Annotated in this window: 18 protein-coding genes and 1 tRNA gene; 13 read left to right on the top strand and 6 right to left on the bottom strand. The window is 45.8% G+C overall.

Translation table 11 applies throughout. The annotated features are described in order from the left end of the window. Window positions 1-21: 21 nt before the first annotated feature. Together QUB51_RS13245 and QUB51_RS30405 are read right to left on the bottom strand one after the other, a co-directional pair. On the bottom strand, window positions 22-885 hold the full coding sequence (locus QUB51_RS13245) for an Npun_R2479 family HD domain-containing metalloprotein (RefSeq protein ID WP_333209448.1): 864 nt from the start codon (window positions 883-885) through the stop codon (window positions 22-24). A 330-nt stretch (window positions 886-1,215) separates the two neighbouring features. Then, a complete protein-coding gene (locus QUB51_RS30405; protein ID WP_445243025.1) occupies window positions 1,216-1,374 on the bottom strand; it encodes a Mo-dependent nitrogenase C-terminal domain-containing protein in 159 nt (52 codons plus the stop codon). 502 nt (window positions 1,375-1,876) lie between these two features. On the opposite strand from QUB51_RS30405, the gene QUB51_RS13240 reads away from it, so the two are divergent. Beyond that, window positions 1,877-2,692: a cobyrinic acid a,c-diamide synthase gene (locus QUB51_RS13240; protein WP_333054027.1), complete on the top strand. Its 816-nt coding sequence runs from the start codon at window positions 1,877-1,879 to the stop codon at window positions 2,690-2,692. Between the two features lie 154 nt (window positions 2,693-2,846). Here the strand turns inward: QUB51_RS13240 and QUB51_RS13235 are convergent, their stop codons facing one another. Then, entirely contained in the window at window positions 2,847-3,890 is a 1,044-nt protein-coding gene (locus QUB51_RS13235) for an AI-2E family transporter (RefSeq protein ID WP_333054028.1), read from the bottom strand. Between the two features lie 416 nt (window positions 3,891-4,306). On the opposite strand from QUB51_RS13235, the gene gshA reads away from it, so the two are divergent. The 8 genes from gshA to QUB51_RS13195 all read left to right on the top strand — a co-directional run bounded on the left by gshA (window position 4,307) and on the right by QUB51_RS13195 (window position 16,410). After that, window positions 4,307-5,458, top strand: a complete 1,152-nt coding sequence (gshA, locus tag QUB51_RS13230) for a glutamate--cysteine ligase (protein ID WP_333054029.1) — start codon at window positions 4,307-4,309, stop codon at window positions 5,456-5,458. Window positions 5,459-5,851: 393 nt separating this feature from the next. Then, window positions 5,852-6,313 carry a tRNA (cytidine(34)-2'-O)-methyltransferase gene (locus QUB51_RS13225; RefSeq protein WP_333054030.1) on the top strand — a complete coding sequence of 154 codons (462 nt, stop codon included), beginning with the start codon at window positions 5,852-5,854 and terminating at the stop codon, window positions 6,311-6,313. A gap of 583 nt (window positions 6,314-6,896) precedes the next feature. Then, the gene (locus QUB51_RS13220) at window positions 6,897-9,368 is read left to right on the top strand and encodes a peptidoglycan DD-metalloendopeptidase family protein (RefSeq protein WP_333054031.1); all 2,472 of its coding nucleotides are present in this window, start codon (window positions 6,897-6,899) and stop codon (window positions 9,366-9,368) included. Between the two features lie 138 nt (window positions 9,369-9,506). Beyond that, window positions 9,507-9,579, top strand: a tRNA-Met gene (locus QUB51_RS13215). Window positions 9,580-9,705: 126 nt separating this feature from the next. After that, window positions 9,706-10,305 carry a peroxiredoxin gene (locus QUB51_RS13210; protein ID WP_015178160.1) on the top strand — a complete coding sequence of 200 codons (600 nt, stop codon included), beginning with the start codon at window positions 9,706-9,708 and terminating at the stop codon, window positions 10,303-10,305. Window positions 10,306-10,549: 244 nt separating this feature from the next. Continuing rightward, the gene (locus QUB51_RS13205) at window positions 10,550-11,107 is read left to right on the top strand and encodes a redoxin domain-containing protein (protein ID WP_333054032.1); all 558 of its coding nucleotides are present in this window, start codon (window positions 10,550-10,552) and stop codon (window positions 11,105-11,107) included. A gap of 333 nt (window positions 11,108-11,440) precedes the next feature. After that, a complete protein-coding gene (locus tag QUB51_RS13200) occupies window positions 11,441-15,514 on the top strand; it encodes a hypothetical protein (RefSeq protein ID WP_333261956.1) in 4,074 nt (1,357 codons plus the stop codon). Between the two features lie 335 nt (window positions 15,515-15,849). After that, window positions 15,850-16,410 (top strand): Uma2 family endonuclease, encoded by a 561-nt coding sequence (locus tag QUB51_RS13195; protein ID WP_333054034.1) that lies wholly within the window; start codon window positions 15,850-15,852, stop codon window positions 16,408-16,410. Window positions 16,411-16,711: 301 nt separating this feature from the next. Here QUB51_RS13195 and QUB51_RS13190 read toward each other — a convergent pair whose 3' ends face one another. Then, complete coding sequence (locus QUB51_RS13190) at window positions 16,712-19,180, bottom strand: ATP-dependent Clp protease ATP-binding subunit (RefSeq protein WP_333054035.1); 2,469 nt, start codon at window positions 19,178-19,180, stop codon at window positions 16,712-16,714. 626 nt (window positions 19,181-19,806) lie between these two features. On the opposite strand from QUB51_RS13190, the gene QUB51_RS13185 reads away from it, so the two are divergent. Next, complete coding sequence (locus tag QUB51_RS13185) at window positions 19,807-21,240, top strand: transposase (protein WP_333209454.1); 1,434 nt, start codon at window positions 19,807-19,809, stop codon at window positions 21,238-21,240. A 13-nt stretch (window positions 21,241-21,253) separates the two neighbouring features. Here QUB51_RS13185 and QUB51_RS13180 read toward each other — a convergent pair whose 3' ends face one another. Next, on the bottom strand, window positions 21,254-21,820 hold the full coding sequence (locus QUB51_RS13180) for a hypothetical protein (protein ID WP_333261959.1): 567 nt from the start codon (window positions 21,818-21,820) through the stop codon (window positions 21,254-21,256). Between the two features lie 122 nt (window positions 21,821-21,942). Here QUB51_RS13180 and QUB51_RS13175 point away from each other — a divergent pair, with 122 nt between their 5' ends. From QUB51_RS13175 to QUB51_RS13165, 3 genes are all read left to right on the top strand, one after another. Further along, window positions 21,943-22,956 (top strand): hypothetical protein, encoded by a 1,014-nt coding sequence (locus QUB51_RS13175; protein ID WP_333054038.1) that lies wholly within the window; start codon window positions 21,943-21,945, stop codon window positions 22,954-22,956. 157 nt (window positions 22,957-23,113) lie between these two features. After that, window positions 23,114-24,214: a glycosyl transferase gene (locus QUB51_RS13170; protein ID WP_333209456.1), complete on the top strand. Its 1,101-nt coding sequence runs from the start codon at window positions 23,114-23,116 to the stop codon at window positions 24,212-24,214. A gap of 110 nt (window positions 24,215-24,324) precedes the next feature. Then, the gene (locus QUB51_RS13165) at window positions 24,325-24,741 is read left to right on the top strand and encodes a secondary thiamine-phosphate synthase enzyme YjbQ (protein WP_006631723.1); all 417 of its coding nucleotides are present in this window, start codon (window positions 24,325-24,327) and stop codon (window positions 24,739-24,741) included. Here the strand turns inward: QUB51_RS13165 and QUB51_RS13160 are convergent. Further along, window positions 24,728-25,243 (bottom strand): heme-binding protein, encoded by a 516-nt coding sequence (locus tag QUB51_RS13160; protein WP_333261962.1) that lies wholly within the window; start codon window positions 25,241-25,243, stop codon window positions 24,728-24,730. The genes QUB51_RS13165 and QUB51_RS13160 overlap by 14 nt on opposite strands. Window positions 25,244-25,594: the final 351 nt, after the last annotated feature.

Genomic DNA, 25,594 nt, shown 5'->3' with positions numbered 1-25,594 from the left:
CGCCCGACATCCACCCCAACCCTAGCTAACTACAGCCACCGCCGACTTTGGAACCTGAGAATGCTCCACCCGAAAAACATTCGCGCTCAGATTAGCAACAACTTGTTTTCCCTGCTGCGTCAGTTCCAAATAGCCGATCGCATCCTTCACATACCGATGAACCACATTCCAATAAAACTTCGGATAACCATCCCGCAACTCCCCCGGATTCTGATAGCCCAAAACCCGATTTTGCCCAGTCTCCTCAAACTCGTAAAACAGCGCCGCAATCTTTTGCAAATATCGCGGATCGCTCAATTGACCAATTAAATCAGCAGCCCGAACTAAACCCGGATAATTTACAGTATCTTGATAATCTTCATCTGTAGGAACTGGGAAACGAGTCAGCTCAATATTATGCTTAACCAGCTCAGCGTCAATCAGTTTGTGACCGCCAAAACGCTCGTCAATAAACATTTTTCCGCGATCGACATGATAAAGCATCAAACTAGCATCCGTGGCCCCCGGAGGCAGCGTTAATTTCAGGTCGCCTATTCCCGTCGCATACAGTCCCAAATCTGTTCTATCTTGCCTGCAAACACCTTTAACATACCCGATATCGTGACATAGCAAAGCAATGTGGAAGTGCAGCCAATCTTCGCAGGAAACACCCCCTTCGCGGATGTGCTTCCCCCCCAGAATTGCTTGTCCCACCAAGGTCACTAAAATAGTGTGTTCGACATTATGGTAAAGAGCATCGCTATTAGCAATATTTTCTAAAGCCATACTCGCCACCCAAGCAATAATCTCACCATAGTCAGATTTAAACCCGCCATAAGTGTGGCGGTAGCCTTCAATCAGGCGATTGACAAAAGCCTTAATCAGCAGTTCAGTTGCGTTAAACATATTCACTTCCCTGAGCCCACGTAGATTATTAAATTATTTTTATAGTTATTGTTTTTGCTGCTACCGTTTGATGTTATTTTTGGCTTAAGCGCCACGATGGATACCCACTCCTATCGAGAGGCATCCATTGATATTATCAACAATTATGGCTTAAATTATGGCTCTCGCAACTACCAGAGCGACATACCCCATAAATAATTGATATCAAGGGGCGATCGAGGTATGACACCCCTCAATCAGTAGTACAGGGTTACATCTTCGGCGCATACCTCAGTAGATTTTAGATTTTAGATTTACTCCACAGATACATCTGGGGGCGGGAACTAATATCTAAAATTTTGGGTTGCTCACTACTGTTGTCGGAAACTTGTATCTGTTATGGCTGACCCCGCCCAACAACCAGAGCGAGCGAAAGCGTAACCCCATTAATTCCTCATGGACAGGATTAAGCTTGCACATAGGCAGTACGTGGAAAAAATAGTGTCCCAATAACTAGATATATCTCTGACAAGAACACCGTGCGAGTATAAGTTAGCACACCACTGAGTTACTGGTGGCTTTCCCACTGCAATGCTATCGAGCCACTGTCGCATTTGTTGCACGAGGATCTCGCAAAAAGTTAAGTCTTGGCACTGATTTTCCGGGAAAATACTTGTAGTCAACTTCACGATCGATCTCAGTAATCATTACTAACAAAAACTTATGAATCACCCGACTTAATCCTCAACGAAACCCACTGTTGCTCCAGTGACGTGAATAAGTTTTATGGGTGACACTCACAGTCGCAAAATGTGATGCGAAAAGCTAGCATTTGTGATTTAAAAGTCGCTAAAGTGTGAGACAGATCACGCCCTCTGTTCCCTCCAGAATGTATATTTAGATAGATGGCAATAAAATAAGACAGAATAACTAGCCGCCTCCCTCGCATATCCCCTCTCCCATCATCTGCGATCGACGACTCTGTATACTTACTAATATAAGGTTTCAGGCAATGATTAAACAAAAACATAAATATGCCGACCTTGCTCAACTCCCCCACACAGATACCGTGCTCCAAAAACTCCCTGTAGAAGTTAAAGAATGGGCCCAAAGCTTGCCTTGGAACCAACGGCGCTATGTCTTGTCTCTCTGCTACATATTGTGTGCATCTACTCCCGACTTGCAAGCAGAATTTTTAGATAATTATACAGCCGACGGTTTAGTTTCAAAAATGTTTGAAGATGTAGATACTCTACACCGAGTCAAAGAGTATTTAATCAGATTTAGGGTCAAAAAACAATTAAACGAATCAGATTTAAGAAGCTACATCAAACAATTTTATATCCACTCAGCTCAACAATCGCTCCGAGAAACTGACCAATATTTAGAATCTGCACTCCGCTTCGTGTTGAGTACAGAAGAACGCAATAATGTTTTTAACTACATTTTGGGCTTTGAATTTATTAAAATTGTGTTTCAAATGAGCTGGTTGCAACACGAAAGATTAGCGAGACTCCAAAAAAATCAGTCGCAGTTTATTGAGGCCTATATCAAGCCGATTCAACACGCACACAGAATTAATGGCATAATTCTCCCGAAAGATGAGAGAATATTTTTTGCCAGACGCACCTATTACGTTCAACTACCTAACATTTCCTATAGAAGACTTATTGAGTTAGTCATGGCAACTTTTACTACAGAAATGGTGAGTAATTGCGGATTTTCTATCAGTCGCCACTCTCAAGCTCTGCGTTTTGACTGCGATTACATTTATGATCCAGAACCAGAAGAAGAAAGATTTCCTACTGACTTGCAATTTATTCATTAACTGTACGCAGTAAGGTGTATCCTAAGTTGCTGTTTTCTATTTACTTTTATTGGCGCTTTGGGCACAGGATAGTTTTTGAAGTATGGGACTTCTAGTCGGCCGGTTAAAATCGGATGTTGCAGCCTGATTTCATAAAATAGAATGGCTGTATCCATTAACCTTCCGCTTGCATTTCTTCAATGTCAAACCAGCTAACTATCACTCCCGCTAGCGGAATTGCTAGAAATATGCCTAAAAGTCCTGCTGATCTTGCCCCCACTAACAGTGCAAAAAATACCACTACCGGATTGAGGTTAAGGGAATTTTGCATCAGTCTGGGATGAATAAAGTTGTCTTGAATTTGCTGCAAAACAATGCAAGCTGCCAATACTTTTAAAGCTAGCCACACATTTTGAGACAATACAATAAAACAAACTAAGCTAATCCCCAGCGTGGCTCCAATCCCTGGAACTAAATCAAACAATCCGATAATAAATGCTAAAATTAAAGGAAATCTCACATCTAACAGTAGGAAAATTCCAAAACTAGCTGTTGTCAAAAATAACATTAACAGAATTTGTGCCTGAAAAAATCCTAAAAAGTTTTTCTCTATTGTTATACTTAAACGCCTGTGCAGGTGTCGAGGTATAAACTTGAGAACTAACAGCCACAGCCTCTCTCCATCAAGTAACATGAAAGAAGCTACCACCATAATTAATATTAAATTTAATAAATTGGTTAAAAATACTTGTAAGAAAGCAATACTCCAAACAACTCCAGATAAAGCTTGATTTCGCAGTTGTTCCTCAATAACTCGCAGGTTAACTTGCAGGTTTCTCGCCCGCAGGAATGCTTCGAGGCGCTCGGACAGAGGCGCCAGAGCATTCACAAATTCAGTCAGGCTGTCAATTAATTGCTGTCCTTGAGATAAAAGAGTGACGCCTACAGTGACGGTGAGACCGCCAAAAACTAAAATGGTGAGCAAGACAACGAAGGCGACAGCTAAACTTCGCGGTAAAAATCTCTGGAGAGTTCGCACCGGATAGTTGAGCAAAAAAGCCACGAGTGCAGCAATGGTGAAAACCGCGACTGCTGTTTCAAAGTAAGCTAAAAGTTGCAGTCCAGCCCAACCAGAAGCAAATAAAAGCAAAAACCGGACTAAGGCTAAATTGCTTAGCATATTCCAAAAATTGGGAGGAGTTCTGTCTTGCTCTTTCACAGGGATTTTTAGGGGTTAATATTATAGCTCAAAAATATTGCAGAGCTCTCTTTTAGAATCGCACCCAATATATATCTGCGGCTATCCCCCTCAAGGCAGAAAACAGATGTCGAACTGAGGCAGGAGTGGGTTCTATTCACCATAAGTTCGATCGCCCCCAATACCGAATCAAACACAAGCGCGATCGAACAAACAGCCTTTCTGAGTCTAAAACCGCCTCGGAAACTCTTTGTCATGGCAGTATTTGTCGTGGCAGGCCCCCAACTAGGAAACAAATGCTCAAACAAGCTGGCGCAGAAAAACCCCGTTTCAGTGCCAGTCGCGAAAAAAGTCAACTCTGCCTCGTGGGAGATAGTATGAACAGGTCAATTTTTGGGATACTAGAAACTAGCACTCAACTTAGCTGAGGAATAAACGTGCTGCTATCAAAAGGCTTTGAAGTAGAAATGTATACCGGCACTCCCGAAGGTGAGGTTGTCGGTCTCTCCGATCGCATAGTCGCCGATCTAGAGGGATTTGTCCGGGAGCCTGATAGCCGCAATGTGGAGTACACGACCGCCCCGCTGTGCAGCTACGATCGCCTGCTGTGCGCCTTAGTCAAGCCACGAGTTCGGCTGCGCGAGTATTTAAAACAATTGGGCGACTATACCTTGCTGCCGGGAAGTACCTTGTCTCTCGGAGGGAGCGATCGATTTTACCGCTCCGATCCCAACAACCCCTACCACACCTACATCGAGCAAACCTACGGCACCAAAGTCGTCACCGCCAGCATTCACATCAACATCGGCATCTCCCAACCAGAAATGCTGATGCGCGCCATCCGCCTCGCCCGCGTCGAAGCACCACTGTACCTTGCCTTGAGCGCCTCTTCCCCCTTCCTCGACGGCGAAGTGACGGGCTATCATTCGACTCGGTGGGGTTTGTTTCCCAAAACTCCCGCCATCGTCCCCCTGTTTGAAAGTCACAGACATTACATCCAGTGGACTGAAGAACAGCTAGAACTCGGTACTATGCAAAACGTCCGCCATTTGTGGTCTGCAGTGCGACCCAATGGCGATCGTCGCCCCTACTGTCTCAACCGCCTCGAACTGAGAATTTGCGACCTCGAAGTCAATCCTCTGGCTTTGTTAGCCATCACTGCCTTACTAGAAGCTCGCATTTGGCAGATGATGGAAGACCCCAGCTTAGACCCCTTAGAACTCAGCACCTTACCGGAGGCCACGCGCAACCAAGACTTAGTTGCCCTCACAGACGCCAACGAAATTGCTGCATCCGAGCAAAGTTTGGATGCCGAACTTACCCACTGGCAAGACGGCAGAACTATTCTGGCACGAGATTGGATTGAGGAAATTTACCGAGAAGTCTGGCCTATAGCCAAAAAACGCGGCTTTAGTTGCTTTCTCTCGCCACTTAAAAAGATTCTCCGGGAAGGCAACACGGCCCAGCAGTGGTTGAAACTGCACGAGGGAGGTTCGGACACCCGCAGTATTATTCTGCAAGGGATTGATGGCATGGCTCACCAAGAATTGGAGCTAGAAGACAACTTGTGCGCCCAGTTAGTTGCCTGAAGTACCCGCCGTTATGATAACGGGGGCTTTCACTAGCCCCCTGGCTATGCGTACTCAGCGAATACAAATAGCCCGAACCTCCCGGTCAATCGATTTTAGATTTGAGATTTTAGATTTTAGATTGACTTGCGCGAGATAAATACGTTCGGCAAGTTTCATCGGATACAGGTTTTTTATTTCACCGGTCCTGAGTCTGCTTTTGGAATGAATCACGTGGCGGGTATCCTGGATGCGGGAATTGTCAAAAGTTGCAGAGCACCTCCCAAAAACCAATCAGAATATTTAATCAATGGATCTCGACAAAGGTTATAAATAAAAGCTATAAGGTATATCTACCTGTGGGTAGTTTTATAAATTTCCCAATAGCTGTATTTTTCGCTTTTAATTAGCTTCATGCCCCAACTTGTCTTGATTCACCCGCAAATCCCCCCGAATACTGGCAATATCGCCCGCACTTGCGCTGCCACAGGCACGGAACTGCATTTAGTCGGCCCGCTGGGGTTTGAAATTAGCGATCGCTACCTGAAACGGGCCGGCTTAGATTACTGGCCCTACGTCAACCTCCAGTGCCACGAAGACTTAGCGGCTTTTTTGGCCTATCGGGAGCAGCGGGGGGGACGCTCGATCGGATTCAGCACTGGCGGGCGATACAATTACGCGCAATTCCAATTTCAGCCCAGCGACTGGCTGATGTTTGGCTCGGAAACTGTAGGCATTCCCCAATACGTCTTGGATGCCTGCGACGCCACAGTTTTCATTCCGATGAGCCAGCCTGGAGTCAGGAGTTTGAACCTCTCCGTCAGTGCCGCTGTAGGTTTATTTGAGGCTAAACGACAGTTGGGGGAGCTGGGATAAATCATTATCAACACATAAATATATAGATATTTAATAGCTGGTGGAGGCTGCCAAGTCTCCATTTTCATATAAGAAATTTGTATCAAAGGGGTGAAAATCTCGATAGCCGACATTAATATATTTTATTCATTCAAAAACAGATTGTTATCAGCAACACCAAATTACTCCCAAGATGATTCAGCAACAAAAACAGAGGATTTTAGCGATTTAGGGCGCGAGCGAGTACCAGCTTGGGTCTGAACACTATATCTAGTAAATATACGGTTGTAGGCTGTCCGGAAATTAGCCTAAAGTCAGATAATAGGTAAGAGTTCAGAGCCTGTGCGGGAACGAAGATTTTATCTATTCGTTCCAGCTATTGCGGTGTAAGGCTTGTGGGGTTAATTGCAGCAGGTTTGACCGAGAATTTTAAAATTTCTGACGGTTTGAGCTTGTCTAAATTAAAAAAGCAAGGTAATCTGGCCTAAGCATGATAGCTGTCAACAATCAGAATATTTTTGCTTGTTGATTTAAACTCAGCTTCATGCGATCCCCTTGAGTGTTTCCAAGGACAGTTAGCGCTTCTCAGTAGGAGGTCGTTTTTTTGAAACGAACATATCCCCAAATTAAGCCTGTTCAGGCTAGTGAAATCGACAGAGAGGGTTCTGCGGAACCATCCAAACAGACAACGCTCAGCACAGGCAGAGTTCGCTCTCTCGCCACGATCGGGCTGGCAATATCGGTAGGTGCTTCTGGCATCCTGCTACCGAGAAATGGAGACAGCGCTCGCGCGTCTGAACTCGCACCGACATCAGAATCCACCGCTGTACAGCCAGTATCGGCCAACGGGCCGGCTACGTCCGCACAAGTTGACGGTTCCAGGGCCCAACAGCCCGGAACACCTTCTGAGTCGGTGACGGTTAAGGTGCAGGAAGGGCAAAGCCTTTGGGAGCTTTCTCGGGATTATCAAGTTGAACCGTTGGTACTAGCAACTGCCAACGAGATCCAACCCGATACCATACTCCAAGTTGGCCAACAGCTCAGAATTCCGACTGCGACGGAAGCCACACCACAACAGAACGCCGGCTATAGCACATCGGCTTCGCTAGATATCGCAGCGACGGTCAATCCAGAACAAGAGTTAAATCTGACTGGCTCCGAGCCATTGGATAGTGCAGCCATGACAGGGCTGCCATCAACCGCAGCGACCCCGCTGGTCACGACGGTACCGGAACAAAGTTCGATCGAGATCCCGAATGCAGACGGGGCGATCGACAGTTTGAAGAAACAGGAAAACCGCACCACAGAATCGGGTCGAACGATGTTCGGGTCGGAGGGGGGAGCAAATTTATCTACATCTGCGGCATTTTTGCCCGAGTCAGCACCGACGCTGACCTCCCCCGAATATGCAACTGGGACAACTATTCCTGACCTCGATGCCACACCTGTAATTCCCAATTCCGGGGGAGGTCAAGCAGCATCGCCCGATCGAGCATTCGAGTCAATTGAACAGTCTTTAGCAACACCCAGTTTGCCCACGGCTGTGCTAGTCCCCCCTGCAGGAAGTACCGCCGCGCCGGCTGAGGTTCTCTACAGCGTGCGTCCGGGAGATACAGTAGATGCGATCGCCAAAGGTCACGGCGTATCGCCCAAAGATCTGATCTCCGTCAACAAGCTCGGCAACCCCAACTTGCTGAATGTCAATCAACGGCTCAAAATACCCCAAGTTGGGTTTAAAAATCCAGGGGTGCAGGCGGCAGCCTCTTATTCTGCCTCCAACTCTACATCTGTCTGGGCGGCGAATTCGGTTCCCGCATCTTTGAACCCCAGTTCGTCTACTTCGGAAATAGTCGGTGCTGGCGTTGCAGCACCGGCGGCCACAGTGCCTCTTGTCTCTCCCCTGGAGAACCTGGAAGGTCTGAACAATATTTCAGCGCCGATGGTTCCCCAAATTAACAGCATTTCGCTGACTCAAGTTTCCCAAACCATTAGCGATCCACGGAAGCTGGATCTTCAAGGGGAACCAACATTTACAGGTGCTGTTGACACCAGTTCCCTGCCCTCGCCAGCCAGTGCAACTGCTACCGCCATCGCTACGGGAGAATACCCGCAGCCGATCGGGTTCGTGCCAAATACTAGCGCCCAGGGTTCAAATGCCGATCCAACTAGCGCTTTACCAGAATCGAATTCGGAGGCTCGGACTACCGCAGAAGCTCTCAACCCTTATTCCGAACGCTTGAGGGCAGAAGTTGTCAGACTGCGAGAGGAATATCGTGCCTCGCGCAATTCGATCGGCGCCAATGCGGTGTCCCTGGCTCCAAATGACGGGCCCTCGGTCAACCAGTCTGAGGATATGCCAAGTGTCAATCCATATCTCTACACCCCCGACTATACTGAGGCGGTGCAGAATGAAATCAGCAGACCGCCATCAAGAGCTTGGTCTGAGCAGGTTCAGAAGCAGCAGCAAGAGCGTTTAGACCCCGCTCGCGCAGCGGAACTGCAACCGATCAACCTGACGCCAAAAAGCACTCAGGATCAGCCGGTCGTGGCAACTGCTCCTTTGGGATCTGAGGCTTACGACCCCCTAAGCAACCCGTCTTTGGGACGCATGGTTTCTCCAGAACTGCCTCCGCTGTCGAGCCCTGACACTTATCTGCCTAACGGCAAACAACAGTCTGCTAGCCGGTTTATTTGGCCGTCTAAGGGCGTTCTGACTTCTGGCTACGGCTGGCGGTGGGGACGGATGCACAGGGGAATTGATATTGCAGGGCCGATCGGCACGCCAATTGTGGCAGCATCAGACGGGGTGGTTACCTATGCTCAGTGGAACGACGGCGGCTACGGGTATCTGGTGGAAATTACCCATCCTGACGGCACTGAGACTATCTATGCCCACAACAGCCGGATTTTGGTGCAAAAGGGTCAGAGAGTCGCTCAAGGGGAACAGATTTCAGAAATGGGGAGTACCGGCTTTAGTACCGGGCCGCACTTGCACTTTGAAATTCATCCCGCCGGACAGGGTGCTATCAACCCAATGGCTTTACTGCCCGACGATGCGTCCAGCGCTTCTCGGTAACGACTGGTCGAAAGTTATGGGTTTTGAATGATTACCAAAACTCATAACTTTTACTAGAAGTCATTAGAAATAGTGTTGTTTCAAAAGCAGACATAGCTAGCCCTACCGTGCTACGATAGTAAATCGTGAAGTAGATTTGGCTCAGTGGCGCAGTGGTTAGCGCAGGGGACTCATAAGCCCAAGGTCGCAGGTTCAAATCCCGCCTGAGCCATTATTTAATCAAAAAAACTGCGCTCTCAAATTTGAGAGCGTATTTTTTTGATCGATCGAGAAGATACTTGTAGTCGTTATGAGTATGATATATTTGTAACAGTTCGTAAAAAAGGAAACAAAATCTATGACCAGTGAATGCCTCCGGGTTGGTCAAGCTGCACCCGACTTCGCAGCAACAGCCGTAGTGGATCAGGAATTCAAGACAGTGAAACTGTCCGACTATAAAGGCAAAAAGTATGTAGTCCTGTTCTTCTACCCCTTGGACTTCACCTTTGTGTGCCCGACTGAGATTACAGCATTTAGCGATCGCTTCGAGGACTTCAAGAAAATCGATACCGAAATCCTCGGCGTATCCGTGGACAGTGAATTCTCTCACCTCGCTTGGATACAAACAGACCGTAAATCTGGCGGTGTTGGCGACCTCAACTATCCCTTAGTTGCTGACCTCAAAAAAACAATTAGTTCGGCCTACAACGTCCTCGACCCAGAAGCAGGCATTGCCCTCAGAGGTCTGTTCATCATCGACAAAGAAGGCATCATCCAACACTCTACTATCAACAATCTTGCCTTCGGCCGCAACGTGGACGAAACTCTCCGTACTCTGCAAGCTATCCAACACGTCCAGTCTCATCCCGATGAAGTTTGTCCCGCCGGCTGGCAGCCCGGTGACAAGACCATGACTCCCGATCCTGTCAAGTCTAAGGTATTCTTTGCTGCGGTTTAAGCAGATTATATTGGTAGGGACACGGCAGTGTCGTGTCCCTACCCGCAGAGGTATTCCTTTAACCTGACATCTTGCAGCAATATCAATAAGAGGATTTTTCGTGGGGTCGGGCGGGTTTATAGAACCTATTTGCAAGCTTTAAGGCTGTTGGCGAACCCGCCCCTACGGCTAATTGAGAATGCTGCAATATCTCAGTTTAACCGGATTTTTAAATTAGCAATTAGCAATTACCCAATTAGGAAATATGCTGACTTCTACTAATTTTAGCGGCTTGTTAAATGAGCGGTTTTTCCAAAATTTATTGCCTGTTCCGGCGAGTAATGTTCTGAAGCTGGGACAGATGACGCCAGATTTTGAATTGCCGGATATTAATAATGGCAAATTAGTGCGGCTGTCGAATTATCGGGGCGATAGACCGGTGGTTCTGGCTTTTACGCGGATTTTTACAGAAAAGCAATATTGCCCTTTCTGTTTTCCTCACATTAAAGCTTTGAATGAAAACTGGGAAAAATTTGCCGATCGCAATATAGAATTATTGATGGTTGCCAGTACCGACGATCGCCAAAGCCAAATTGTGGTTAGAGATTTAGGCTTGAAAATGCCTCTGCTTTCCGATCCGGGCTGTCAAGTTTTTCGGGCTTATCAAGTCGGTCAGGCTTTAGGTGCTCCTTTGCCCGCTCAGTTTGTTTTGGCTGCAGATGGAAAACTCCTCTTCAAACATTTGTTTTCTTTCATAGACCACAATGCTAGTGTGGACACTTTGCTGAAATATGTCGGTAAGGAAACCGCTGCTGTGTCCTAATTTGGAGTTTTTCACCGCTGATGTACGCTGGTTTAGGCTCATCAGCGGGATTTTTTCAGCGGTTGACCAAGAATTTCTTGATAGTACAAGCCCCCGGATTTATCCGTGGAATCAATCCAAAATCTAAAATCTAAAATCCTCAAGCCCCCGCCTTTATCTCGCGCAAGTCAATCTAAAATCTAAAATCTAAAATCTAAAATCGATTGACACTGGCTGCGACAGGTCTTTAGTAATAAATACTTATTGTGCCAATTTCGATGGCGGAATGTTGCCATGTTCGCTCGACATTAATCTAGGCTATAGCTTGAAGGTACTTAGTACAAGTTTAAGCCAATGTCGTCTCCCAAAGATCGATCGAGCAAAATTGAATTGAGCATCTTAGCGTCGCATCCTGAGTTGTTGACAGGTTTAGATGCGTGGCTGCGGCTAGGTTTACTTTCGCCCGCTGAAGTTGAGGAATTGTGCCGACAGTATTTAGTCTGCCCACTCAGAGATCCCGCTGTAGATTTTTCTGAAATTGAGAACCCGCGAGCTCCTATTGCCGATCCAAAAGTACCTGCCTTATCAACACAAAAAGCAGTACCTAGCAGCCGTGAAAGCGTTGCTAGACCCACAGAAACTACTCAAACCCCTAATTTTATCGCTCAAATTTTGCACTCGCTAATGGCAGAAATTAGCGTGATGTGGCTGTTGTTTTTAGGAGTGTTCATGGTAGTTGTCTCCTCTGGAGTCTTAGCTGCCAGTCAGTGGGAAAGATTTCCTGCCGCCGGACAATATGGAGTTTTATTAGCTTATACTTTAACCTTTTGGGCGATTAGCAGTTGGGCAAACAGACAGCAGAATTTGCACTTGACTGCTCAAACTTTGCAAGAAGTGACGCTGTTGCTAGTGCCGATCAATTTTTGGGCAATGGATACTTTTGGATTGTGGCGGTATCCTTGGGATTGGGCGGTAGCAATCGCAGCGGCACTTATTTTGACTTGGATAACTGCCCGGATTATCAAATATCAATATCAAAGCTGTTCAGGAAAAAACATCACTCGATCGATCGCCCTAAATCACTTGGGATTGAGTTATTTGCACTCTTGGTGGGCATTGGCCGGCTTTGCCCTCACTGCGGTTTATGTGGGTACAGTGGGAACTGCTGCTATTACAGTTTATCAAGTTCAGCAACAACGATTGCAATCTATCCAACGTGGGGGAAATACTGAAACATTCCCCGCTGCTTTCAGTTTGAGCAGAGATTTTTTGACTTACAAAAAAGCAGCTTTAGTAGCTTATTCGTTAGGAATTTTACTGGGTCGAGCGATATTTGTCAAGGATGTAAATATCGCTGAAATGGGTTTAGCTTTGGCGATTTGTGGCGTGCTTTTAGCATGGCTGGATTGGCAGCACCCCCTCGCATCTAGGACTATTCAAAACAATATATCCGACCAGCCAAATCCCAGCAATTTTTTTTACTGGCAATTAGCGGGAGGGGGTTTGTTGGGTTTGGGATACCTAGTTTGTTTCCGCGACATTCCGCTACAGGCGATCGCAGTTAGCGGATTGGCTGTTTGGTTTTTTTATAACCGTTTAGTGCGGTTTTGGCAAAACTTTGATTTGCTAATGCTGGAGGCGGTGGGACTTCAGAGTATTTGGCTGTTTTGGCGAGTGCTTCCTTTAGGGATTAAAACACAATTTGTTGCATTTTTAACTCAGCTTACAAACTCTCAGCAAACTCCTTGGGCTTTTTGGAGTTTTCTGCTGTTGCCTTATTTAATTTTAATGGTAAGTGTGGCGCAGTGGCTCTACCGCAAGCGAAAGTTTCAACTTGCCAGTTTTGGGGAAAACCTTGCTCTCGGTTTGGGGAGTGCTTTAACTGTTATTAGTTTTGTCAATCCGTTTTGGCGATCGCTCAATTTATTAGTCTCTACTTTAATTTTAGGTTGGATTACTTGGAAATACATAATTCCCGATAATTCCCGGCGAGTTTCGAGGCCGGCTTCTGCGGCTGAACAACAGGGAAATCCGGCAATTTTGGTTCTCATAACTCACATTATGGGTTTAGGCGCGATCGCTTCGGCAATTGAGTTATTTTTACCAAACCTGAAACCCAATATTTGGTCGGCAATATTATTAATATTTATGGCGAGTGAATGGGGATTTTTTGTCTGGATGAAAGCGGGACATTCCCGAGAAAGCTCTGCATTTTCCCGCTGGCATCCTGCATGGTTTAAAAGTTCCTGGTATCTGGGCTTAGTATTAGCAGGATTTAGCTTTATAGTGTTGCAAAATTATGTGATTGCGGGTACTGCCACTCATCGCCCTCAGTGGAGTTTGCTCTGGCTGGCGACTCCTTTGGCTTTGACTGCTGTTGCTAAATATACTGAGGTTCCTCACAAACGAGTTGCCAGTACCTGTAGTGCGATCGCCCTAATATTTGCACAATTTCTAATTTTTAGTTTTCCGGGATATCGGTTAATTGGTTTGGGGGTTGCCGCCGGATTAATGTTGGTCAATACTTACTATTTAGTCGAGATACCAGCGGCGGCGATTGGAGTTGGATTTGGCTTGAGTTTCGTAGCTGCGGTGATTTATGAATTAGGTTTTGTTTCGGGTTGGGATTGGGGAATTGCCGGGGCGATCGCACTTTTGTCTCTGTGGTTGCTTCGCAGCATGATTGTTCGTTTTTCCAGCCGTTTACCTGAGCCTTCTCAATTAGCTGAAATTTACGATCGAGCTGTAGATGGGTGGGCAATCTTACTCACCGGCTTACTGTTAACAACTATTACTTTTTATTCCTATGAACTCTACGCAGCCAGTAGCTTGAGTTTTCCGCCCTCTGCTGAAGTTTTGGCTGCTATTTTGGTGATAATGGCTGCGATAATTTTCCGAAGTTTACGCCAACTTTCCCCTCTGGCAATTTATGCCTTGGCTTGGAGTTTGGAGTTGTTGACAGCAGTCGGTTTAAGTTTTGTCGATCGCACTACGATTAATTTGGCAGTTGCTAATATCGCTCTCGGATTGTTTACGCAATTGTTGGGGGATTGGTGGCGGCGCCGTCACCGCGATCCCACACTTTTACCTAGCATTCATGTTATACCTTTGGTTTACGGGGTATTGGGTTTAACTTTCCGATCGCACACTTTGACGAATTGGACTGGTTTAACTGTGTTGGGGGCGTCTTTAATTGCGATCGGCATTGGTAGGCGGGAACCAGAATTCAAACCTTTGGTTTATTTAGGATTAATTGGCGTTTCCGTTGCTGCTTGCGAATCGCTACTATATCAAATTTTTCAAACACCAGGAGGAGCTTTTGGCGACGGCTTAATTGTCCTGGCCACTCTCGGCACAAGTTTAACATATATCTATCGCATTTTATCTCCTTGGCTCAGCAATTATTTACATTTAACTAACGCAGAGTTAAAAATATTTGCTCACCTGCACTGGGTTTTGAGCAGTTGGCTGCTGATTTGGGCTTCTGCGAATGATATTAAGTCCGGTATAAGTTTAGGATTAGTCACTGGTGCTTTATTAGTTCAATATGCTTTCTTGCAAGGGCGAAATAATCTCGATCGCCAATGGGCAGAAATTTGGATTTACTTGGGCTGGCTAGAAGCCTTTGGCATCCGGCTTTATTGGATCAATACGCCTTTAGTTAAGTATATTTCCGGGCCGCTGGGGCCGTGGAAAGTTGCCCTCGCTTCTCTATTTGCCTATTTCATTTACATTTTGCCTTGGGAAAACTGGGGTTGGTCAAAAAAACCTTGGCAGGTAATTGCTTCGCTGATTCCAATAGTGACTATTTTGGAAAGTCCGGCTAAGTTTTATCCGATTAGCTTGCTGATAGCTGCTACCTTCTATTTTTTCCTAGCTTGGGAAAAGGAGGAAGTCCGTTTTACCTATGTGAGTGTGGCGATAATTGACTGGATAATTCTGCGGTGGTTCTGGCAAATAGGATTGACTCAGCCAGAGTTTTATGTTACTCCTTTAGGACTTTCTTTACTTTACATTACTCAGTTCGTGAAGCGTAGCTATCCCGTAGGGAATCGTACTCTCAAATTACCCGCACAAAAACCGCTGCGCCACAATCTGCGAATGCTTGCAACTGCGCTGATTTGCGGGATGCCTCTTTTGACTCAGCAAAGCCACGGTTTAGTTGCGGGGGCTTTTAGTTTGGCGGCTATTGCCGCAGGTTTGGCGCTGCGAGTTCGGGCGTTTTTGTTTGTGGGAACGGCTGTATTTTTAATCAATGTTTTCTATCAGTTGGTGGTTCTGATATTCGATTATCCGCTGATTAAATGGGCGATTGGTTTGGCTTTTGGGATTGTGTTTATCTGGATTGCTGCTACTTTTGAAACGCGGCGCGATCGCATTTCCGCTGTCGTGCAGCATTGGGTTGTACAATTGCAATCGTGGGATTAAATTTTCCCTTAATCAACTTTTGTTGGGTGGTTAGGGTGGGTTTACCAAAACCCTAACCCTATGATTATTTGTTGATGAAGTTTTGAAAAATCGCCTTTTTTTTTTTTGGTAAAAAGCTTGACACTGTTAGCTTGACAATGTATTATTTAATAATGGGAATAGTGGCAATTTTAAAATTTAAGTTACTACTCCCATTATCTAAAATATACCTTAAAAGCAAACTAAGATCAATAGGTAAAAATTCCTTTTTTTGCGCCGCGATTTGAGATTGTGAAAGCAGCAAAGGCGATGAAACAGAAAAAGGGCAACTAAAAGGAGCGCCAAATAAATAAATTATGACAACTCAGTTTATGAAGCGCCTGTTCACAGTAAAAGAATATCATCAGATGATTGAATCTGGCATCTTGACAAAAGATGATAAAGTTGAATTGATTCGAGGAGAAATCGTTCAAATGGCCGCCGTTGGTAGAAGGCATACATCTCATGTCAAGCGTCTGACAGAGTTATTCTATATCCGTTTATTATCGAGAGTAACCATTGGAGTTCAAGATCCGGTAGAATTGGACGATCGCTCGGAACCTGAACCGGATATTTCTTTACTGCGGCGGCGCGATGATTTTTACGAATCGGGACATCCTCAGTCTGAGGATATTTTACTAATTGTGGAAGTAGCGGATGCAACCGCTGAAACTGACAGAAATATCAAAATTCCTCTTTATGCGGAAGACAATATTGTAGAAGTTTGGCTGGTAGATATTAACGAGCAATGTGTAGTAGTTTATCGCGAACCTTCTCCTTCGGGATATCAAAATATTCAAAGATTTCAGCGGGGTCAGGTTTTATCTATTCTAGCTTTTCCAGACATAGAAATTGCTGTAGATAATGTGTTGGGATAATAGAGTCATAACTCATACCATTTTAGATTTTAGATTTTAGATTTTAGATTTTAGAATTGGGAATCATATCGTTTCCGGTTGTATCGGAATGATTTAACCGCAGAGGGCGCAGAGAACGCAGAGGGAGAGAATACAGAGAGGAATAATGTCCGATGCTACCGAATTTGATATGACTGATTATATAAGGATTTGGAGCTTGCCTAAAGTTGCTTTTTTTCAACTGGTTTCATTTAATTAAAAACCCGGTTTCTCGGAGAAACCGGGTTTTTAATTAACAGTATTTATCCGTTGGTAGAGTGCATTAATGGCTTAATGCGAATTCGGGCAATTTCGGCTCAGATGGGCCATCGGGCACTATCTTAACCTGACCGTTTTCATCCACATCAACGATCGCCTTTTGGCCGTCTTTTAGCTTCCCAGACAGCATTTCCTCAGCCAGTACATCTTCCAACAACCGCATGATTGCGCGGCGCAAAGGTCGAGCACCGTAGCTGGGATTGTAGCCTTCTGTAACTAACAAGTCCTTGAACCGGTCTGTCACCGACAAAGTAATACCCTGTTCGGTTAAGCGGCTGAAGACTTGCTGCAACATAATGTCCGCAATCTGCTTCACTTCTTCCCTGTTCAACTGGCGGAAGACGATAATCTCATCCAAGCGGTTGATAAATTCGGGACGGAAAAACTGTTTCAGTTCTTCGTTTACCAAGCTGCGAACGCGGTTGTACTGAACGTCTGCTGCACTGTCAGCAAACTCGAAACCGAGGCCGCCGCCGCCTTTTTCAATTACTCGCGAACCGATGTTTGATGTCATGATCAGCAGTGTATTCTTAAAGTCTACTGTCCGACCTTTAGCATCAGTTAAGCGGCCGTCTTCTAAGATTTGCAGCATCATGTTGAAGACATCTGGGTGAGCTTTTTCGATTTCGTCGAACAAGATGACTGTGTAAGGACGGCGCCGGACTGCTTCTGTTAGTTGGCCACCTTCGTCGTAGCCAACGTAACCCGGAGGCGAACCGATGAGTTTGGAAACCGTGTGGCGTTCCATGAATTCGGACATATCTAACCGAATCATGGCTTCTTCGGAACCGAAGAAATATGTTGCTAGGGCTTTTGTAAGTTCGGTTTTGCCGACGCCTGTGGGCCCGGAAAAGATGAAACTGGCGATCGGGCGATTCGGATTTTTCAAGCCTACCCGCGCGCGACGGATAGCCCTAGAAACTGCGCTGACAGCTTCTTCTTGACCGATCAAGCGCTGGTGCAGCGTGTCTTCCATGTGCAGCAGCAATTCCGATTCGGATTCTGTCAGCTTGCTGACTGGTACTCCCGTCCAATTAGCCACGATGTGGGCGATGTCTTCTTCGGTGACAATGGGAGAAGTTTTGAGTTGGCTTTTGTTGATCGTAGCTTCGGCGATTTCGGCTTCTATTTCTAATTCGCGATCGCGCAATTTTCCAGCTTTGTCGAAGTCTTGCTCGCGCACTGCTGCATCTTTTTCTTTTGTTACTGCGGGCAGTTGCTTTTTGAGCTCTTTAACTTCGGGCGGGGTTTGCGAATTCATCACGCGGACGCGGGAACCTGCTTCGTCAATTAAGTCGATCGCCTTGTCTGGCAAAAACCGATCGTTAATGTACCTGTCTGACAGTGTGGCCGCTGCTTCTAAAGCTGCGTCGGAAATTGTCAGTCTGTGATGCTGTTCGTAAGCCGATCGCAACCCGTACAATATTTCTATTGTTTCAGCCACGCTCGGTTCACCGACTTTTATCGGTTGGAAGCGCCGTTCTAAGGCAGCGTCGCGCTCGATGTGTTTGCGATATTCGTCCAAGGTAGTGGCGCCGACACACTGCAATTCGCCTCTAGCAAGGGCGGGTTTGAGCATATTGGAGGCGTCCATGCTACCTTGAATTGCGCCTGCACCGACTAAGGTGTGAATTTCATCGATTACCAGAATGATGTTGCCTGCAGCGCGAATTTCGGCCATGATTTTCGTCAGCCGTTCTTCAAATTCGCCTCGGAACTTTGTACCAGCAATCAGCGAACCCATATCGAGGCTGATTACTTGTTTGTCTTCTAAAATTTCCGGGACGTTTCTGTTAACAATTCGCTGGGCTAGGCCTTCGGCGAGGGCTGTTTTGCCGACTCCCGGTTCGCCTACTAACACTGGATTGTTCTTCGTGCGGCGGCCGAGCACTTGGATCACGCGCTCGATTTCATTTTCGCGGCCCACTACGGGGTCGAGTTTGCCGGCTGCGGCTAACTTGGTCAGGTTTGTGCCGAATTCTTCTAAAGTCGGGATTTTGCGATCGCCGCTATCTCCCCTGCCTCCGGGTACCGCCGCGACTTCTCCCACGGCACGAATCACCTGGGTGCGTACTCTCTGGCGATCGATCCCCAAGTTTTGCAGCACCTTCGCCGCCACCCCTTCATCGTCCTGAATCAGCCCCAGCAGGATGTGCTCGGTGCCGATGTAATTGTGGCCTAACTGCCGCGCTTCGTTCAGGGCCGTCTCAAAAATGCGCTTAACGCGGGGCGTAAAAGGAATTTCTGGCGGGAGGAACCCAGAACCTCTGCCGATGATATTTTCGATTTCATTGCGCGCCTCTTTCAAGTTGAGGCCCATATCCAGTAATACTTTTGCAGCGATGCCAGTGCCTTCGCCGACGAGTCCCAGAAGAATTTGCTCGGTGCCTACAAAATTGTGACCGAGGCGTCGCGCTTCCTCTTGGGCTAGCATGATTGCTTTAATGGCTTGTTCTGTAAAGCGTTCAAACATATTTTTTCTATCCTACTGTCTTGGCGAGGGCTGTATCGCTGCTGGTGAGGAGCGATTTGGAACACTACACAAATTATAGATGTAAATTTTTGTGTATTTCCTTCTATAACAATGTATCTTGCTAAAGGGGTAGGGACAGTGGGGAGACCCGAATACTATAGGTGTGGTTGCCGTCTCGCAGTACGATCGACAAATGGCAGTGTAAATTAACTACCAGCCGGGAAGTCCCTCGGTATATTCAAAGGGGACGCATCTGAGCGCTGCGCCCCGTACCCCGAATAAATTACTCCTTGGGATGAAAGGCTCGTCGGGTTTCGGTACCGAAACCGACAATTATTCTTTTATACCCCAAGATGATCGGGAAATACTCTGATACTAAATTAGCAAGTGGGGGTGGAACTACCTCACTATAAAAAGCATGAGAAAAAAAAGGAAAAAGAAGCCTGCGGTCTAACTGTACTCAGTTGACCGTCAGGTTTGTTCACATTTGGCTACTATGAATCAATCTTCGGGAGCATCTTGATTTTTTGATGTACCTTCCAAGTATTGAAATAGTAATTTTTGGTATGGCATTTTGGACACACATAAACTATACTATCCAAAGGTCGAAAAAAGGAAGCTTAAAAATGCAGCTAACTTATAAATACCGCCTCAAACCCACAAAAGCCCAACTAACAACAATTGTGGCTCATCTAGAGCTTTGTCGTCGGCAGTACAACTACCGACTCAGCGAAAGATTTAGATGGTGGGAAGCCACGAGAACGCCCGTCAACGCCTGCCCTTTGATTGTTTCGATAGTCCCTGTGGAGGAGATTTATCGAAATATTCCTTTGACGAGAGTGCAGACTAGGGATGGTAGGAAGAAGGATGAATTAGGCAATCCTTTAACCAGGAAAGGCGACGTTTTCTCGAACCTTGAAGGCGGATATGTACAGTGGCAGACGATACAACTTGCCGACCTGAAAAACACTAAGAAGCTGTTTCCTGATTATAAAGTGTTAGATTCTCAGGTCTTACAAGATGTCGTTAACAGAGTTGAAACTTCCTTTTCAAACTTTACCACGCCCGACAAGAATGGTAATCGTAGAGGTAAGCCCAAATTCAAGGGGCTTCATTACTACAAATCCTTCACATACCCTCAACTAGATAATTTACATATCGTTAAGGACGAGCAAAACAGGATTTGTATTGACCTAGCAAAGATAGGTCAAGTGCCGATGGTATTCCATCGTCCAATACCAACAGGGTTCAAAGTTAAGACGGGCAGTGTTATCAGAGAAGCAGATGGGTGGTATATTTCCTTGACGCTAGAAGATAAGACGGTTCCCGTAACGGTTACAGAAATTCAACCGACGGTCGAAAATACTGTTGGTATAGATATGGGGATAACCCATTACGTCTATCTTTCCAATGGCAGAAGAGTTGAGAATCCTAGATTCTTGAGGAAGTCGGCCCAGAAGTTAGCAAGGCTTCAAGCGAAGTTAGCTGGTAGAGTAAAGGGTTCTAAACCTTGGAAGATTATCAAGGGCAAGATTTCCAGACTCCATCAGTTTGTAGCTAGAACTAGATTAGATTTTCAGTTCAAAACAGCACATGAGCTATTCAGTAAATGCGATGTTTTAGTTGTTGAAGACTTGAGCGTCAAAAATCTAACTAGACGTGCCAAGCCCAAGACCGATATTGAGGATGGTAATTTGGTTTACTTGCCGAACGGTCAGTCAGCTAAGAGCGGTTTGAATAAATCAATGCTTGATGCTGCTCACGGGCAATTTGCTAGCGTCCTAAAATATGTCGCCTGGAAGCTAGGTAAAAGCGTTTTGTTTGTTGACCCGAAAGGAACTTCTCAACATTGCTGGAAATGTATCAATAAAGTCCCGAAAGAATTATCGGAACGCTGGCATTCCTGTCAGTGCGGAGAATCTTTGGATCGAGATGAAAATTCAGCTAAACTTATTAGAAAGATTGGTCTGAGTTACAAAAGTGGCGGGGGAACTCCGTCACTCAAAAAAGCCTTTGCAAAAAAGGAAAAAGAAGCCTGCGGTCTAACTGTACCCAGTTGACCGTCAGGTTAGTTCACAGCCATCGTGAAAGCAACTGTTCAATTACTTCCACAAAGCCGATCGCAATTTGGATCAATGGCCAACCCACCAAACAAATTAACACCGCCCAGCGAGTTTTAATATCCAAACCTTGGCGAACCGCCACAATTACAGCTAGCAAACTCCACACAGCTAATATCCGCTCAATTCCTTCTCCCAGCAAAGGAATCAACGTTAAGAAATTCAGCACTTGGGGGGCGTAGGCAAAGCCGATCGGAACCAGCAACTCCCCATAAGTTACGTGTCCCGGCTTCAGCCACTCCCCGATTTTAAAGATAGTGAAAGTCCAAAAATAATAACCCCCCGCGACTGCCAAACCCTCTATCAAAAGTCCTAGAAATAATACTGATGGCTCAGTTCGGTTGATTAACAATATCGCAGCACTGCCCAACACGCGGGACAGCGCAGCTAAAATTACAATTGTTAAAGCTATTCGCTTAGTTCTGCGAGTGTAGGGAGTTTTTTCGTAAAAATTGCCGTTCAAAGAAAGTGCGTTCCAAAGCGTTGCGCCCAAACCTGCAATTGAATCTTCTCCTTTCACGTTGAACTCCTGCTCCTCAAGATAGTTGACAACTTTTACAAAATAAGCTCTAATACAGCAGAATCACCGAAGTATTTCTAGGTAATTAAGTAATTAATTGGCATTCTACCAGATTTTATTAAATGCTAAGATTGATTTTACGGATACTTGCATGGCTGCGCGGGGGAAGTTTAAATTTGTTGCTCATCGCAGGTGTAATCCTGATAATTTGGGGCATTCTTTCGCCGGTGGGAACTGTTATATGGTGGCTGAATCAAAGTGCTGAAACTTTTGGTATCAAGAAAAATCCGCCGGAGATACTGCCCTCAAACAAGGGCAATCTAGAAGCCCGCAAGTCTTCGCCACTCAATTGTTATATCATCTTTTTATCGGGAGTTGGCGATTTTTCCGGGGACGAATTAACCCCAGGTGAAGAGTTGTTTCTCAAGCGTTTAGTTAAAAGTCACCCGCAGTGCGTAGCAGTGGGCGATGTTTTTCCTTATTCAGCTTCTAACAAAAGTTTAGGAGGAGAGCGCTGGCTAGCTCCTTTTTGGCGGTTTGCAGAACAGGCAAAAAGCGGGCCGATTGCGGGAGATATATTAATTAAAATTCGCAATCTCTGGAGATTTGCAATTTCTCTAGATTATCGCTACGGCTTTGCATATAATCAGGGATTGGCTAAGGCAATTATCGATCGCATGAATGCTCAATCTCCCATTTCAGTTAATTCTCAAAAACCTGTGAAAGTTATTTTAATTGGCACTAGCGGCGGAGCACAAGTTGCTTTGGGTGCTACTCGCTATCTTAAAGAATGGCTGAAGGCAGAAATTACGGTTGTTTCGGTTGGGGGCGTGTTTTCGGGAGAAAATGGTTTTGCAGAAGCCGATCGCATTTTCCACTTTCGCGGCACTCGCGATTCAGTTGAGGATATTGGCGGCATAGTTTTTCCCAGTCGCTGGTACTGGTACGCGACTTCTCCTTTCAACCAAGCTCGTTTGCAAGGCCGCTATGCAGCAGCTTTGAGCGGCCCTCACAAGCACGACGGCGATGAGGGATATTTTGGGGAAAATCTGGCGGCGGACGGCAAAAAGTATGTAGATATAACCCTGGACAAGATTAATCAATTGCCTGTTTGGTCTGAGGGCGCGTCTGATTGATAAATTCTTGCGTATTCGATAGTCATTAGTTATTAATTGTGTCATTGTTGGTTGTGCGTTGCTTGAAGCTTGGCCTTGTTGCCTTCCAGTCTCTACATCCAATGCCCAATGCCCAATGCCCAATTCCTAATTCCTAATTCCCCATTCCCTATTATCAATGTCTAGACCAACATTATATATTGCCATCACGAATCACGGATTCGGTCACGCTGTCCGAGTTGCGTCCGTAGCTGCAAAAATTCAAGAATTAAATCCAGATATTTTACTAATTATCACAACAACAGCACCTCGCTGGCTGCTAGAATCTTACATTGGTGGCGACTTTATCCACCGTCCCCGCGCTTTTGATGTGGGTGTGGTGCAAGCTGACAGTTTGAATATGGATAAAGACGCGACGCTGGAAAAATTGCGGGAAATTCGGAAAAAGCAAAATTCCCTAATTGCCAGCGAAGTTACTTTTATCAAGCAAAATCGGGTGGGCTTGGTGCTGGCAGATATTCCTCCTTTGGCAACGCGAATGGCGGCAGCGGCTGGGGTTCCTTGCTGGATGATGAGCAATTTTGGGTGGGATTTTATCTATCGCGATTGGGGCGGGGAATTTGTAGAAATGGCAGATTGGATTGGTGAGTGTTTCGGAATGTGCGATCGGCTTTTTCGTCTTCCTTTGCACGAACCGATGGCAGCTTTCCCAAATATTCAAGATGTGGGCTTGACTGGCGGCAATCCTCGCTACAGTAACGATAAAGTTCGGGAAGCATTCGGCATCGAAACACCGCTGGAAAAAACTGTATTGCTGACGTTCGGCGGATTGGGTTTAGAGGAAATTCCTTATCAAAATTTACAGCAATTTAGCGACTGGCAATTTATTACTTTTGATGCGGGAGCACCCGATTTGCCAAATTTGATTTATGTCAAAAATGAAGAGTTTACACAATCTTTCCCGATTTTACCGCGTCCGGTTGATATTATGCCTGTCTGCGGGCGCTTAGTTTCTAAACCCGGATACAGCACTTTTGCGGAAGCTTTTCGCTTGGAAATACCTGTTGTTTCTATCATGAGAGAAGGTTTTGCAGAAGCTGCGGTGTTGCTGGAATGGCTTCAAAATTATGCGGAACATCAAATTGTGACGGCGGCGGAGTTTTTTGAGGGGGATTGGGAGTTTTTGCGACAACCGCTGCATCCGCCGCGTTTGTCGGATAAATTGGATAAAAATGGTACGGAGGCGATCGCCCAAGCTGTTGTAGACTATTTTTCATAAGTCCGATTAGAAATCGATCTTACACAAACAAAGTCTACCTCCGCCAACAGAAGAGTTTGGCATCAGTCTCATCCAAAATCTAAAATCTAAAATCTAAAATCTAAAATCGAATGAATCACTATCAACAGATACTCAAGATTCAAACTACCGGGAAATCTCTGTCCAAAATCACTCCTAAGATAGAAGATGCGGTGGCGAATTCAGGTATTAAAACGGGACTTTGCAGCTTATTTTTGCGCCATACTTCTGCTAGTTTGGTGATTCAAGAAAATGCTGACCCGGATGTACTTAAGGATTTGGCTAACTTTTTGGCTAAACTGGTACCGGAGGACGATCGCTACATTCACGATGCCGAAGGCCCAGACGATATGCCGGCGCACATTCGCACTGCGCTGACTCATACTTCTGAACAAATCCCGATCGATCGCGGCAGGTTGCTGTTAGGAACTTGGCAGGGAATTTACCTGTGGGAACACCGCCAGCGGGGTCACATTCGCGAATTAGTTGTTCACGTCAGCGGCACTTGATCGGAATTTGTACCTCGCTGATTTTAGTTGCTTCCGGCGTCATCGGGGAATTGTAAAAAAAACGGCGCGGCGGCCCGACTATTTCGTATTCAGGATGTTCTTGAAGCCAATCTTTGAGTTTCTGGAGGTTATTTTCGTAGCTTTCCCAAGTGTAGGCCCCGCCCACGCCAATGCTGACAACCGTCATCGGCGAAGTATCCGTGATTTCTACAGCGGAGTTAACGCTGCTGGGGGCGATATTTGGTGTGGGATAGAGGAACGAAACTTCAGCTTGGGGAACAGCATCGATTGCCTCGGAAGTTTCCGTATAGCGCGCTTCTACTGGCGTTGTCATCGCAATTTGGTTGTTGCTGATGTGTTCAAATAAGGGATTGAAGGCGATGCCAGTTGCTTGTCGCAAATCGCCCGCGTGGGTGTAGGTGACAGCGCGGTACTGAGGATATTGCTTCACTTCTATCACCCCAATCTGTGCGGGTTCAGGGAATCCAGTAGGTAATACCATTTGAGATTTAAAAGTTGAGATTTTACATTGAAGAATGGGGAAAGACTGACTCCGCAAGGGTTTGGAACTTGCTTGCAGTTGCATGGTTTTTGGCAACTGATATAAATAGGCTGAGATTGTTTGCAGACAATCGTTCAGGTGGCACAATTAGTTTAGCAGTTATTTAAGGCGCTGCTAACTATCGATCGCCTAGAATTAGTTGAGAGATTATTAATTAACCTCGTAATAATACGGACGGCACTGACTAAGCAGAGAAACATTAATCTAGTTGTGCTTGAAAAATTAGCGTTTTTCAGGTGTTTGCTATTTGTGTCGGAAAATATTCGGCTGTTGGGCCCATCGATCTGTGCG

Origin of the sequence: Microcoleus sp. AT8-A3 (assembly GCF_036705675.1) — a bacterium.
Classification (GTDB): Bacteria; Cyanobacteriota; Cyanobacteriia; order Cyanobacteriales; family Microcoleaceae; genus Microcoleus.
This window is presented reverse-complemented; position numbering and strand designations above follow the sequence as displayed.